Annotated in this window: 13 protein-coding genes; 6 read left to right on the top strand and 7 right to left on the bottom strand. The window is 67.7% G+C overall.

All coding sequences use genetic code 11. The features are described 5' to 3' along the window. Positions 1-8: 8 nt before the first annotated feature. Positions 9-782, bottom strand: coding sequence for a polysaccharide deacetylase family protein (locus GGR89_RS09705; protein WP_125971882.1), 774 nt, complete (start codon positions 780-782; stop codon positions 9-11). Positions 783-975: 193 nt separating this feature from the next. Here GGR89_RS09705 and fliF point away from each other — a divergent pair, with 193 nt between their 5' ends. The 6 genes from fliF (at position 976) to GGR89_RS09675 (ending at position 8,580) form a co-directional block, all read left to right on the top strand. Continuing rightward, positions 976-2,580: a flagellar basal-body MS-ring/collar protein FliF gene (gene fliF, locus GGR89_RS09700; RefSeq protein WP_125971880.1), complete on the top strand. Its 1,605-nt coding sequence runs from the start codon at positions 976-978 to the stop codon at positions 2,578-2,580. Positions 2,581-2,591: 11 nt separating this feature from the next. Continuing rightward, positions 2,592-2,951 (top strand): flagellar motor switch protein FliN, encoded by a 360-nt coding sequence (gene fliN, locus GGR89_RS09695; protein ID WP_125971878.1) that lies wholly within the window; start codon positions 2,592-2,594, stop codon positions 2,949-2,951. After that, the gene (locus tag GGR89_RS09690) at positions 2,951-4,282 is read left to right on the top strand and encodes a sigma-54-dependent transcriptional regulator (protein WP_125971876.1); all 1,332 of its coding nucleotides are present in this window, start codon (positions 2,951-2,953) and stop codon (positions 4,280-4,282) included. Before fliN ends, GGR89_RS09690 begins: the two co-directional genes overlap by 1 nt. A 23-nt stretch (positions 4,283-4,305) precedes the next feature. After that, positions 4,306-6,387 carry a flagellar biosynthesis protein FlhA gene (gene flhA, locus GGR89_RS09685; RefSeq protein WP_125971874.1) on the top strand — a complete coding sequence of 694 codons (2,082 nt, stop codon included), beginning with the start codon at positions 4,306-4,308 and terminating at the stop codon, positions 6,385-6,387. Between the two features lie 76 nt (positions 6,388-6,463). Further along, a complete protein-coding gene (locus GGR89_RS09680) occupies positions 6,464-7,903 on the top strand; it encodes a flagellar hook-length control protein FliK (RefSeq protein WP_125971872.1) in 1,440 nt (479 codons plus the stop codon). A gap of 17 nt (positions 7,904-7,920) precedes the next feature. Continuing rightward, a complete protein-coding gene (locus GGR89_RS09675) occupies positions 7,921-8,580 on the top strand; it encodes a flagellar hook assembly protein FlgD (RefSeq protein WP_125971870.1) in 660 nt (219 codons plus the stop codon). A 690-nt stretch (positions 8,581-9,270) separates the two neighbouring features. Here GGR89_RS09675 and GGR89_RS09670 read toward each other — a convergent pair. The 6 genes from GGR89_RS09670 to GGR89_RS09645 form a co-directional block, all read right to left on the bottom strand. Then, the gene (locus GGR89_RS09670) at positions 9,271-9,672 is read right to left on the bottom strand and encodes a hypothetical protein (RefSeq protein WP_125971867.1); all 402 of its coding nucleotides are present in this window, start codon (positions 9,670-9,672) and stop codon (positions 9,271-9,273) included. A gap of 142 nt (positions 9,673-9,814) precedes the next feature. Then, positions 9,815-10,669, bottom strand: coding sequence for a flagellin (locus GGR89_RS09665; RefSeq protein WP_125971865.1), 855 nt, complete (start codon positions 10,667-10,669; stop codon positions 9,815-9,817). A gap of 235 nt (positions 10,670-10,904) precedes the next feature. Further along, on the bottom strand, positions 10,905-11,654 hold the full coding sequence (flgH, locus tag GGR89_RS09660; RefSeq protein ID WP_125971863.1) for a flagellar basal body L-ring protein FlgH: 750 nt from the start codon (positions 11,652-11,654) through the stop codon (positions 10,905-10,907). Between the two features lie 11 nt (positions 11,655-11,665). Next, positions 11,666-12,094, bottom strand: a complete 429-nt coding sequence (gene flgA, locus GGR89_RS09655; protein WP_125971861.1) for a flagellar basal body P-ring formation chaperone FlgA — start codon at positions 12,092-12,094, stop codon at positions 11,666-11,668. Continuing rightward, positions 12,094-12,876: a flagellar basal-body rod protein FlgG gene (gene flgG, locus GGR89_RS09650; protein ID WP_125971859.1), complete on the bottom strand. Its 783-nt coding sequence runs from the start codon at positions 12,874-12,876 to the stop codon at positions 12,094-12,096. The genes flgA and flgG overlap by 1 nt, the downstream gene beginning before the upstream one ends. A gap of 22 nt (positions 12,877-12,898) precedes the next feature. Next, positions 12,899-13,639, bottom strand: a complete 741-nt coding sequence (locus tag GGR89_RS09645) for a flagellar hook-basal body complex protein (RefSeq protein WP_125971857.1) — start codon at positions 13,637-13,639, stop codon at positions 12,899-12,901. Positions 13,640-13,681 lie beyond the last annotated feature (42 nt).

The raw sequence follows: 13,681 nt of genomic DNA, 5'->3' as shown, positions 1-13,681 counted from the left end.
CGGCGCAATCAGCCCGAAGTGAGACGCCGCATCTGTTCACCGACGGTGCGCACCGCAAGCCCGGCGGCCAGCACCATGTCGAGCAGCGCCTCGTGCTGCGCGGCGGTCACCGCGCCGTCGCTCTCGGGGCCTGCGCCGACCTGGTGGAACACCAGGATCGCCCAGCGCCGCTCGTGCCGCGCGCGCTGCAGATAGTTGAACACGTCGAGCGGCTGGGCGTCATAGCCGACCGCCAGCGCCTGCAGCCGATAGGGATGCCGCCGTACCCAGGTCGCCGGGTTGGGCGGCCCCTCGCTGTTGCGCGCGCTGATCATGCCCAGCCGCTTGAGCAGCGCCTCGTAGCGCGCCCGCTCGATATTCGCGCTGCCGGGGCCGAGATCGGTGACGTCGCACGGATAGGCGAAGTCGTGCGGCCGCGCCGCCCCCGCCACCTTGTCCAGCCACGCCTCCAGCGGGCGGAACTCCTTGTCGGCAAAGGGCTCCGGACCAAGCGGGCCGATGTTGCACGGGTGGTGCATGGTATGCGCGCCGAGCTCGTGGCCGCGCGCCGGCATCTTCTCCCAATCGCGCACCCGGTCGACGATATTGTCCCAGGTGACGTAGAAAGTGCCGTGCAAGCCCCGCCGCTCCAGCGCGGGCGCGGCCACGTCGAGATGCGAGGGCAGCCCATCGTCATAGGTCAGGCTCACGGCCCCGCCTTCGCCGTCTGCCGCCCGGGCGCACGGCGCACCGAGCACCAGCGTCGCCAGCCCTGCCGCGAAGTGCCGCCTGTTCACCCGCATGTCGTCTCCATCCGTTGGCGACGCCCTTGGCCGCAGCCGCAGGCGCGCGCAACCATGCTTCCGTAGGTTCGCGTAAGTCGAACGACTGCTAGGCAAAAAATTCCCACCCGGCAGAAACTGCCGTTCCGCCCCCTTCCTATAAGACCATTAACAAGGGGCATTCCGCGCCCCGTAGCTACTGCATGGGGCGGCTTTGGAAGCGATCAAGAATCTGGTGGCGCAACTCGGCACCAAGCGGCTCGCGATGATGGGGGGCGTGGCCTTCGCCCTGCTCGCCGCGCTGACGTTCGTGGCGATGAGCAGCTCCAAGTCGAACATGGGCTATCTCTATACCGATCTCGATCCCGCCGCGGCCTCGACGATCACCGAGAAGCTGAAGTCGCAGAACGTGCCCTACACGCTCTCCGCCGACGGCACGGCGATCATGGCGCCCGAGGACAAACTGGCCGAACTGCGCATGAGCATGGCCAGCGAGAAGCTGGGCGGCAAGATCGGCTATGAGGTGCTCGACGAGGAGCAGCCCTTCGGCGTCTCCGCCAGCCGCGCCAAGATGAACGAGACGCGCGCCGTGGAAGGCGAGCTCGCCAAGTCGATCCAGACGATCCAGAGCGTCACCGCCGCGCGCGTCCATATCGTGATGCCCGAGCGGGCGATGTTCGCCAACGAGAGCCGCAAGGCGACCGCCGCCGTCACCGTCAAGACCAAGGGCCATATCGGTTCGGAGCAGGTCGCGGCGATCCGCTACCTCGTCTCCTCCTCGGTCCCCGAGCTTTCGCCCGACGCCGTCTCGGTCGTCGACCAGACCGGCGCGCTGCTCGCCCGCGCGGGCGATCCGGACACTGCCGCCGCTGGCGATGCCGATGAGCGCCAGCAGGCCGTCGAAGGCAAGCTGCGCGACGAGATCGAAGCGCTGCTCCAGCCCATCGTCGGCGAGGGCAAGGTCCGCGCCGAGGTGTCGGCCCAGATCGACCGCGACCAGACGCGCGAGGAATCAAACGTCTACGATCCGGACAAGCAGGTCGTCGCCCGCCAGGTGAGCGTCGAGACCGGTGACCAGAACCGCGAGACCGATGCCGGTCCGCAGACCGCCTCGGTCGCCAACCAGATGCCCGACGCCAAGGCCAATCCAGCCGCCCCGGGCAGCTCGCGCCAGTCGGCCAGCAACCAGACATCGGAAGACACCACCTATTCGAACAGCTCGACCCGCACGGTCACGCTGCGCTCGCCGGGCAAGGTGACCCGCCTCACCGTCGCGGTGATGGTCGATGGCGGCCCGAAGGGCCTGCCGGCCGACCAGGTCCAGCGCCTGCAGCGCCTGGTAGAAAATGCCGTCGGCATCGATACCCAGCGCGGCGACAGCGTCGTCGTCGAGAGCATGCCCTTCTCGGCCGTGCCGGTGGACGATGCCAAGGAGAGCATCTTCTCCAAGCTGCCGATGGACCGGATCTGGACCTTCCTGCAGCTCGCGCTGATCGCCGGTGTCGGCCTGCTCGCCCTGCGCATGCTCAAGCCCAAGCCCGAGCCGCTGCCGATCGAGCCGGAAATGACTCAGCTGGAGGCGCAGCAGCAGTCCGAAGAGATGCGCCTGCTCACCGCCCGCGCCGCGGACGGCGACCCCGACGCGCTCCAGCAGCTCGAGCAGATGCAGGTCAGCGAGACGGCGCTGCTCGATCAGGAAATCGCCCTCGCCCAGGTGGATGGGCGGATCAAGCTCTCCGCCCTCAAGCGGATCGGATCGGCCATCGCGGCCAGCCCCCCCGAGGCGGCCTCGGTGATCCGCCAGTGGATGAACGCATAGGATTTTAGCAGATGACGATCGATCCCCACGACATCATCCCGTCGGACGGCAGCGAGCCCCAGCCCGCCCCCGCCCCCGATTTCCAGGATTTCGAACTGCCGGGCAGCATGCCCGAGGGCAATGGCGCCAGCGGCGGCCTGGAGGCGGTGCACGACGTGCCGGTGAAGGTGCAGGCGGTGCTCGGCCGCGCGCGGATGCCGATCGGCGATCTGCTCGCGCTCAGCGCGGGCACCGTGCTCGAGCTGGATCGCCGCGTCGGCGAACCGGTCGACATCTTCGTCAATGACCGGCTCATCGCGCGTGGCGAAGTCGTCCTGATCGACAACGCGCTGGGCGTGACGCTCACCGAAATCGTTCGGCCCGACCGCTGATGAACAGCGCGATCCGCATGCTTCTGATCGGCGCGCCCGGCAGCGAGTTCCGTCTCGCCGCCGAGCTCGCCCGCAGCGCCGGCGCCGAAGTGGCGATGGCCGACACGCCCGGCGAAGGGCTGGTCGAGCTGCGCCAGGGAGGTGCCGATCTGGTGATGATCGACGTCGAGGCGGACATCACCGCCTTCATGGCGAGCATCCGCGCCGAGCGCTTCACCATCGCCGTGCTGGCCTGCGGCATCGACGCCCCCGCCGAGCGCGCGGTGGCGGCGATCCGCGCCGGTGCGCGCGATTACGTCCCCCTTCCCCCGCAGCGCGAGCTGATCGCCGCCGCCATCGCCTCGGTGGTCGAGCGCAAGGCCCCGGCCTGGATCGGCGGCCACCCAGCGCTCGCCCGCGCCCTCTCGCTCGCCGCCGGCGTGGCGCCCAGCGCCGCCCCGGTGCTGATCACCGGCGAAAAGGGCAGCGGCAAGGAAATGATGGCGCGTGCGGTGCACGATGCCTCCGGCCGTCCGCAGCCGATGCTCGTCGCCGAGTGCGCGGGGGTCGCGCCCGACGTGATCGAATCCGAACTGTTCGGCCATGAGGCCGGCGCCTTCCCGGGCGCGGTCGCCCGCCGCATCGGCCGGCTCGAAAAGGCCGGGCACGGCACGGTGCTGCTCCGCGAAGTCGGCATGCTCTCGCCCGCGCTCCAGGCCAAGCTGCACGACGTGCTGCAGAAGCAGCAGTTCCGCCGGCTGGCGGGGCATGAGACCATTCCGTTCCACGGCCGGCTGATCGCGACCTCGAGCCTCAACCTCGACGCGCTGGTCGAAAGCGGCACGTTCCGCGCCGACCTGCTGGTGCGGCTGGGGCTGGTGCGCGTCGAGGTGCCGCCCTTGCGCGCTCGCGGCGAGGACATCATCGCCCTCGCCCGCTATTTCGCCAAGCGCCACGCCGAAGTCGACGGGCTGCCGCCGCGCGCCTTCACCGACGAGGCGCTGGCGCTGCTCCAGCGCTATGTCTGGCCGGGCAACATCCGCGAGCTGGACGAGACCGTGCACCGCGCCATCCTGCTCGGCCGAGGCGCCGCGATCATGCCGGGCGACCTGGTGCGCGCCGACGGCACGCCGCTCGCCGAACTCAACACAGAGACCAATCCCTTGGACATCAACAGCTTGGTCGGCCGCACGGTCGAAGAGGTGGAGCGCGAACTGATCCTGCAGACGCTCGAACGCTGCCACGGCAACCGCACCTCGGCCTCGAACATCCTCGGCATTTCGGTGCGGACGATGCGCAACAAGCTGCGCAGCTTCATCGACGCCGGCATCGCCGTCTCGCCCGCGCCCTGACCTCCAGTTTCCGGTAGCAGCCCATGCCTCCCGCCGTCCTGAAATTCCTCGACCGCATCGGCGCCAACCGCGACATGGCGCTGGCGGGCGGCGTGATCGCGATCATCGCGATGCTGATCCTGCCGATGCCGGGCTGGATGCTCGACATGGGGCTTGCCCTGTCGATCACCGTCTCGGTGATGATCCTGATGACGGCGCTGTTCATCGAGAAGCCGCTGGAGCTCAGTGCCTTCCCGACGATCCTGCTGATAGCGACGATGCTGCGGCTGGGCCTCAATCTTGCCTCCACCCGCCTGATCCTCGGCCACGGCCACGAAGGGCCCGATGCCGCCGGCGGCGTGATCGGCGCCTTTGGCGAGTTCCTGATGGGCGGCGAGACCATCATCGGTCTCACCATCTTCATGATCCTGGTGGTGATCAACTTCGTCGTCATCACCAAGGGCGCCGGCCGTATCGCCGAAGTCGCTGCGCGCTTCAGCCTCGACTCGATGCCTGGCAAGCAGATGGCGATCGACGCCGACCTCTCCGCCGGCATGATCAACGAGGAGCAGGCCAAGGCCCGCCGCGCCGAAGTGGAGGCCGAAAGCGGCTTCTACGGCGCGATGGACGGCGCCTCCAAGTTTGTGAAGGGCGATGCCGTCGCCGGCCTGCTGATCACCGCGATCAACATCGTCGTGGGCCTCGGCATCGGCGTGATCGAGCACGGCGTGCCGATCGGCGAGGCGTTCCGCACCTATACCGTGCTCACCGCCGGCGACGGCCTGGTCAGCCAGATCCCGGCACTGATCGTGTCGACCGCGGCGGGCCTGCTCGTCTCCAAGGGCGGCGTCGCCGGCAAGACCGGCGCGGCGCTGGGCGACCAGCTCGGCCGGTACCCCAAGGCGTTCGGCATGGTGGCGTTCCTGATGGGTGCGCTGGCGCTGATGCCCGGCCTGCCCTTCATCCCCTTCGCCGCCTTCTCGGCGCTGTCGGGCTGGGTCGCCTGGGAGATGTCGCGCCGCTCCACCGCCAAGGCCGCCCGCGAGCGCATCCAGGCGGCGCAGGAAGTCGCGCAGTCGCAGGCGGTCGAGCAGCCGATCTCCGAGACGCTGGCGATCGACGCCGTCCGCATCGAGATCGGCTATGCGCTGCTGCCGATGATCAACGACGATACCCGCGAGCCGCGGCTCGACGACCAGGTCCGCGCGCTGCGCCGCCAGATGGCGACCGAATACGGCTTCGTGCTGCCGTCGGTACGGATCATCGACAATATGGGCCTCAAGCCCAACGAATATGTCATCTCGATCAAGGAGACCGAGGCGGCCCGCGGCGACATCCGGCTGGAGAAGCTGCTGCTGATCAATCCGGGCGGCGGCTCGGTCGGGCTGCCGGGCGAAGTCACCAAGGAACCGGTGTTCGGCCTGCCCGCCCTCTGGATCGATCGCGAGCTGCGCGACGAAGCCGGCTTCCGTGGCCTCACCGTAGTCGATTGCGGCACGATCATCGCCACGCACCTGACCGAGCTGGTGAAGGAAAACATCGCCGATCTGCTGTCCTATACCGAGACGCAGAAGCTGCTGACCGAAGTCCACAAGGAATCGGAAAAGCTGGTGGCGGACATCATCCCGTCGAAGGTCTCGGTGTCGAGCGTCCAGCGCATCCTGCAGAACCTGCTCGCCGAGCAGATCTCAATCCGCGACATCCCGACGATCCTGGAGGGCATTGCGGAGTCCGCGCCGCTGACCAGCAATCTGACCACGATCACCGAGCATGTCCGCAGCCGCCTCGCCCGCCAGATCAGCGCTTCGCAGGCGCGCGGCGACGCGATCCCGGTGGTGACGCTCTCGGCCGACTGGGACCAGGCCTTCGCCGACAGCATCCTCGGCGCCGGCGACGACCGCCAGCTGGCGATGGCCCCTTCCGCGCTCCAGCAGTTCATCGGCGCGGTGCGCGAGACCTATGACCGGCTGGCGCAGGACGGCGAGATTCCCTGCCTGCTGACCAGCCCGTCGATCCGGCCGTTCGTCCGCTCGATCATCGAGCGCGTCCGCCCGGCGACGGTGGTGCTATCGCAGAACGAGATTCATGCCCGCGCGCGCATCCGTGCGCTCGGCGTAATTGGCTGACCCGCAACGATCGTTCCGACGATCGTCCTATAATGGTTTGGAACGGCCTCTTGTCGGCCGTGCAAGAGGCGACTGCATGAACGTCACGAACATCGGCTCCCCCTTCGCCGCCCTCGTTCCCCAGGAGGGCGCTGCGAATGCGGCCGCCGGCATCGGCTTTGCCGGATTGCTGGGCGGTCTAGGCGGGCCGACCGGGTGGGGTGCGCAGGGGCTCGTCTTCGCCGGCGGCGGCGCGACCGGACTGCTCGGCGCGCAGACCGGCGCACCACTGCTGCCGGCGACCCCCGATGCGAACGCGCTGCCGGGCGACAAGCCGCAGGTGGGCATGACCCAGCTGCTCGCCACCGCCGCGCCGGGCACCGTCACCCCGCCGGTGGCAACCGGCGGCAACCCGCTCGCCGATGCCATCGCCAAGGCGCTCGCGGATGCGCGCGGCAAGACCGATGATGCTTCCGCGGAACCGGCAACGCCGGTGGCTGCCAAGCCGACCGCTGGCGAGGCACAGCCCGAGACCACCGACCCGCTCGCCGCACTGCTCGAAGCCGCCGCACCCAAGCCGACCGAGTACGCCGAGCCCGCACGTCCGGCGGTGGCGGAGAAGGTCGCCAAGCCCGGACGCGGTGTCGGCGGCGACAAGAACGGCCTCGATCCCGCCAGCGCCCCGCTGCCCGCGCCGGAAGCGGCCACGCCGGTGGTCGTCCAGCCGATCGCCGTGCCCGTCGCCCAGCAGCAACAGCCGACCGCCCAGCCCGCCGCCGCGCAGCAACCCGCCGCCCAGAGCAAGACCGGCGCCGTCACCGGCCCGCGCTATGCCAAGGCGGACGCCATCACCGGCAACGATGCCGCGCCCGCGCAGACCACCAACGACAAGCTCGCCGACGCGGTAGCGGCCCGCCCCCATGGCGGCGGCGGTACCGATGGCAGCAGCGCCGGCGACCATGGCCAGCAGAATTTCGGCCAGCAGCTTGCCGCCGCCGATACGCGCCATGGCGGCACCAGCGCCGTGCCCTTCCCCACCACCTCGGGGCATGTCGCCCCGGCAGCGAACGCAGCGCCCGCCACCCCGGCGACCGAGCCCGTGCTCAACGCGCGCGCCGGCGAACTGGGCCGCAGCCTCGGCGTCGAGATCGCCCGCAAGGTCGATGCCGGCGAGGACATGCTGCGCGTTCGCATGAATCCGGCCGAGCTCGGCCGAGTCGAAGTCACCCTCGCGTTCGACGACAAGGGCCGCGTCCAGGCGACGATGCGCGCCGAGAGCCCGCACACGCTCGAGCTGCTCCGCCAGGAAGCCCCCGATCTCGGCCGTGCGCTCGATCAGGCCGGCATCCGCAGCGACGCCAGCAGCTTCCGCTTCGAAAGCCGTGACGGCGGCGCGGGCAACAGCGGCGGCAACGGCCAGCAGGCCTCGCAGCAGCAGTCGCGCGGCGGCAACCAGCAGTTCCACGACGAACCCGACGCCCAGACCGCGGCCTATCGCCCGATCCGCGGCGACGGCCAGGTCGACCTCATCGCCTAACGCTCAGGAGTAGCGCCATGACTCTCGTCTCTTCGGCCACCGCGGGTACGGGGCAATCCGCCACGACCGAATCGTCCACCAAGCTGACGGCGGACTACAACCTGTTCCTCAAGCTGCTGACCACGCAGCTGCAGAACCAGGACCCGACCAATCCGATGGACAGCTCGCAATACACGCAACAGCTGGTCCAATATTCGCAGGTCGAGCAGTCGATCACCCAGAACAAGACGCTGAATACCATCCTGTCCAGCCTCAACATGACGTCGCTGACGACGAGTTCGTCGATGATCGGCCAGCCGGTGCAGCTGAACTCGGACAAGGCCGGCCTCAGCGCCACCGCCCCGGCGCAGTGGCAGTGGGATTCGACCAACGCGATCGACAAGCTCAAGGCAACGATCACCGATGCCAAGGGCAAGACGATCGAAACCTTCGATCTCGACGTAAAAGGCACCTCTGGCCAGTTCAGCTGGGACGGCAGCACCAAGAGCGGCACCAAATATACCGACGGACTGTATCAGCTGACGCTTTCGGGCACGACCGCTGCCGGCGCCAAGATCAGCACCACCGCCACGGCCATGGGCAAGGTGGACGACGTCCAGATGCTCAACGGATCGCCGGTAGTATCCATAAATGGCGCCCAATACCCCACCAACATGATCTTGAAGATTGCAAAGTAACTTCCACTCTCCGTAGCACCACCTAAGGAGAGAGGCTTAAGTACAAATCCTGTAGCTGATTAGTGCCGGATTCGTTTCTCTCCCAACCGATTCTGCGATATAACGAAATCAGAAGCAGCGAGGACGTTCCGATCCCCTCACGATCCTCGCGCTTCCATATTTGCCGAGCCCCCCCGCTCGGCATAGCGGCAGGCCAGTTCCCCCCAACTGGCCTGCCGCTCGCATTTTGAGGGACCGCGTCCCGGCCCCGCCGCATCCGCGTCCGCCATTGCCGGCACGACCGACGGCAGGGTCCCGGCGCTGCCACGCTCTCGAACCGCGCGCTCTTGCCCTAACCCCATCGCACGATCCTTCCGCCGCTGCGCTGCGGACCTCCAGGCTCCGGCAGGCGCACGCAGCGCCCTGCTCGTGCCGTGACGCTCCTGGATCCTGCTCGCGGCGCTCCTTGCGCGGAGCAATGGCGGGCGCACCCCCACGCAGCCGGGGGCAAGCGCCTAGACGGTGGAAGGTCGGCAGCGCGGCAAAAAACCATCGTCCTTCCCGCCAGGAAGGGAATCCACTCGCCTGCACGCCCGGGGCAAGAACCAAGAAGCAAGATTTCAGCGCCACTGCCCCCGCCGTCGCGGAGAGGACGAGGTCCGGTGGACATGCGGAATCATCCCGCCGCAGCGGGCCCATGACCGGCGTTGCTCAGTGGATGCGGGCCTCGGCGCGGCGGGTCAGCTCGCGCGCATGGGCGGCGACGATGCAGAGTTCGGCATAGAGCCGGTCCCAGAAGGGTGCGGCGATCTCGAGGCCGGCGGCGCCCTCCTGGCTCAGCACCAGCGCGGCGGTGGGGTCAAGCTCGAGCCGGAAGCGCGTCGCGAACGTGCCGTCGACATGCTCGTCGGGCAGCCCCTGCGGCACCGAGAGCCGCGCCGACATGATATAGCCGGCGAGTACGTCGACGCCGTAGCCATCGAGCAGGATCCGCGGCCGTCCGCCCAGATCGGGCCGTTCGACGACGATCAGCGCGCCCGAGGGATGCTCTTCGACGCTGACGCGCAGGCGTCCGCCAAAGGCATCGGTGATTTCGCGAATCCTCGGAAACAACGCCGATCTCCCAGTTTCCCATCATTATAGAAGCGGAAACCATATTACCCGCGATGAACGCGGGCAAAAAAAGAGGGCCGGGATGGCGTACCATCCCGGCCCCCGCAAGCCTTCGGCCCCCCAGGGTTGGGGCCTAGGGCTATTAGCGGAACAGCGAAGTGATCGTCTGCGGCGCCTGGTTGGCGATCGACAGAGCCTGAACACCGAGCTGCTGCTTGACCTGCAGAGCCTGCAGTCGAGCCGATTCCTTCGCCAGATCGGCGTCGACGAGGTTGCCGATGCCGCCGTCGATCACGTCCGACAGCTTGCTGGTGAAGGTCTGCTGAGCATCGATCTTGCGCGAAGCGGCGCCGAGCGTGCTGAGCGTGGTCTTCAGGTTGCTCTTCGTGGTTTCCAGCGTGTCCACCATCGTCTGCGCAGCAGCCTGGGTGTTGATCTGGCCGGTCGAAGCGACGGTGACCGTCGAGCCGCCGAGGTCGAGACCCTGGTTCGCCACGCTGAGCGAGTCCGGGTTCCAAGCCGTGGTGCTCGTGTTCGAGTCCTGCAGCGACTGCAGTGCGGTCACGGTGCCGCCCGAAGCCTTCAGGAGGTTCGTGCCGTTGAAGTCCGACGCGTTGACGATGGTGGTGATCTGGTCACGAAGCGCGGTGAAGTCCTTGTTCAGGGCGTCGCGAGTCGAGGTGTCGATACCACTGTCGGCAGCCTGGCGGGCCTTCGCCTGCATCTGGTTGACGATGTCGGAGATCTGCTCGGCGCCGGCAACGGCGACGTCCGTCACGCTCTTGGCGCGGCTGAGCGACGAAGAAACCGCCTTCAGGCCGCCCAGGTCGCCACGGAGGCCCTGCGCGATGGTGTACGAAGCCGAGTCGTCCTTGGTCGAGGACACCGACAGGCCGGTGTTGATGCGGCTCTGCGTGGTGGCCAGGTCCTTGTTGGTCGCGTTCAGGCTCTGGAGAGCCGCCATCGCGCCGACGTTGGTGTTAACCGAAAAAGCCATGATGATTTCCTTCTTGGAAGTAGAGCCGCTTCTGCGACCCGGGTCGGAACCGCCGACCCGCGACCGGGCGTGAATGCCCTGCACGTCCATTGTGGGAAGAAAATCGAACTGACCAAAATTCTCGTGAAAATTTTGATGGTTACCGGATGATTAAGCTAAACATCCGGTAAATGCGAAAAGGGCCCGCCGGGTTTTCCGGCGGGCCCTTTCTTGTACCTTGGCCTGGTTCTAGGCGTCAGAACGGGAACAGCGCGTCGTAGATCTGCTGGCCCCAGCGCGCCTGCTGCGCGTCGGTCAGCTGGCCCTTGCCGCCATAGATGACGCGCGCTTCGGCGATCTGGCTATGCTGGATCGAGTTGTCGCGGGCGATGTCCTCGGGCCGGATGATGCCGGTGACGATGAGCTCGCGCATCTCGAAGTTCACCCGCACCTCCTGGCGGCCGCGGATCATGAGATTGCCGTTGGGCAGCACCTGGGTGACGATCGCGGCCATCGTCATGTTGATCGTCTCCGATCGCACCGTGGTGCCGCCACCCGAATATTTGGAACCCGAATTGGTATCGACCAGCTTGGACGGATCGGTGCCGGTCAGCTTCTTGATCGGCGTCTGCAGGCCCAGCAGGCTGGAAATGCCGCTGGTCTCGGTGCCGCCGCGGGTCCGCGAGGTATTGTTGCCGATATCGGCCTTGTCGGCGATGGCGATCTTGATCGTCAGGATGTCGCCCACCCGCCCCGCGCGCTGGTCGCGGAAGAAGGCGCCGGCGCCGGTGCGGAACAGCGAAGCGGTCGGCGCATTGGCCGGCTGCTCGGGACGCACGCGGTTGGAACGATCGAGCGGCGACGCGAGCGACGGCTCGACGTCCGGCGCGTCGACCGGATCCATCGTCGTCAGCTTGGGCGCCTTGCCCACGGATTTGAGTCGACCGACTGCACCGCAGCCCGAGAGCGTGGCGGTGAGCGCCAGCGCGAGAATGACCTTACGCATGTACCTATCCCTCAGGGAGTGGAGATCCGCACCGTTCCCGATCCGTCGACAAATCCGTCGAGGGTGCGGTTGGTGGCAGTGACGACGATCCGCACCGGATCGCCCTGGGCGCCGCTGCCGAGCGCGCGGCCGGCGGCGGTGATGACCATACCGCCGGAGACGATCCTGGCCGTCACCGGCTCCCCGCGCTTGACCAGCTGCGGCTTCATCACATCGCCGCGGCGGAGCAGGGTGCCGGGTGTCAGGGCGCGCGACGCGTCCATGCCCACGGCGTCTTCCGGGCGCAGCGCGCCCCGCGCGCTCGCCTCGGGGCGGGTTTCGATCGAGAGGTCGCCCATCTCGATCCGTTCGCCGCGCGCGACCGGCTGCTGGACCACCGCCACCGGCACGTCCTCGGCAGGCACCACCACGCGCAGCAACAGGCCCAGCAGCGCGGACATCAGCGCAGCTGGCTGGTCGTCGCCAGCATTTCGTCCGCTGTCTTGAGCACGCGACTGTTCATTTCATAGGCGCGCTGCGCGGTGATCAGCGAAGTGATTTCGGACACGGGATTAACGTTCGAGCCTTCGATGAAGCCCTGGGTCAGCGTGCCGATCCCCGTATCGCCCGGCGAGCCGACGGTCGGCTGGCCCGAGGCGGCGGTTTCGAGGAAGAGGTTGCCGCCCTTCGCTTCCAGGCCACTCTCGTTCATGAAGGTGGCTAGCTGGAGCTGGCCGAGCTGCTGCGGCTGAGTGTTGCCGGCGACGGTCACTTCTACCAGGCCGGTCTTCGAGATGCTGACGTCCAGCGCACCCTGCGGGATGGTGACGCCGGGCTGCACCGGATAGCCGTCCTGCGTCACCAGTTCGCCCTGGTCGGAGATCTGGAACGAGCCGTCCCGGGTATAGGCGGTGGTGCCGTCGGGCATCGTCACCTGGAAATAGCCCTTGCCCGTCACCGCCATGTCATAGGGGTTGTCGGTCTGCTGCAGCGAGCCCTGCTGGTTGATGCGGTAGACGCCGCCGGTCTTCACGCCCGAGCCGATCTGGATGCCGGCCGGCACCTTGGTGTCGCCGCCGGTCGACGAGCCGGGGCGCGAGACCTGCTGGTAGAGCAGGTCCTGGAACTCGGCGCGCTGCTTCTTGAACGCGGTGGTGTTCATGTTGGCGATGTTGTTCGAGATCACGTCGACATTGGTCTGCTGGGCCAGCATGCCGGTCGCGGCGATGGAAAGCGTACGCATGGAGTTTATCCCTTCGTGAAAGTCAGCTGACGCGGCCGAGCTTGTCGATCGCGCTCTTGCGCAGGTCCGACATCGAGTTGGAGAGGCTCTGGCTGGTCTGATAGGCGCGCAGGATCTGCATCATGTCGGTCGTCTCGACGATCGCGTTGACGTTCGATCCCTCGACGCCGCCGCTCACCAGCTTGGTCTGCGCCGCCGGCAGCTCGCGTCCGCCCGTGCCCGTGAACATGTCGTTGCCGCGCGGATCGACGACCGCCTCGTTGTCGAACACGGTCACCGCGATGCGGCCGAGCGGGCCGTTCTCGCCCATCACCGTGCCATCGGCATGAACGTTGACCTTGCCGGCTTCCTCGGGCGGGATCTTGATCGGCTTGCCACCCTCGCCCAGGATCACCTGGCCGCCGGAGGTGGCGAGCTCGCCACTCTCGAGCACCTTCACATAGCCCGCGCGCGTATAGGCGGTGGTGCCGTCACCGGCCTGCACCGCCAGATAGCCCGGCCCGTCGATCATCACGTCGAGCGGATTGCCGGTCGGCTGGAACGCGCCGTTCGAGGCATCGTGGACCGCGCCGTAATCGAGCACGAACGAGGTCTTCTCGGCGGCCTTCACCGCGCCGTCGGTCTGTTCCACATATTCGCGGAACACCGGCTGCTCGCGCTTGAACCCCACCGTATTCATGTTGGCGATGTTGTTCGCCACCACGTCCATCCGGCGCCGCAGCGCCTGCTCCTGGCTGAGGAGCACGTAAGAGGAGATGTCCACCGGACCGTCCTTCGAAAAATGGTCACTAGGCAGAAATTGCCG

The organism is Sphingomonas trueperi (assembly GCF_011927635.1).
Classification (GTDB): domain Bacteria; phylum Pseudomonadota; class Alphaproteobacteria; order Sphingomonadales; family Sphingomonadaceae; genus Sphingomonas; species Sphingomonas trueperi.
Note: the sequence above shows the minus strand (reverse complement) of the source record. Positions and strands in the feature narration are given on the sequence as shown.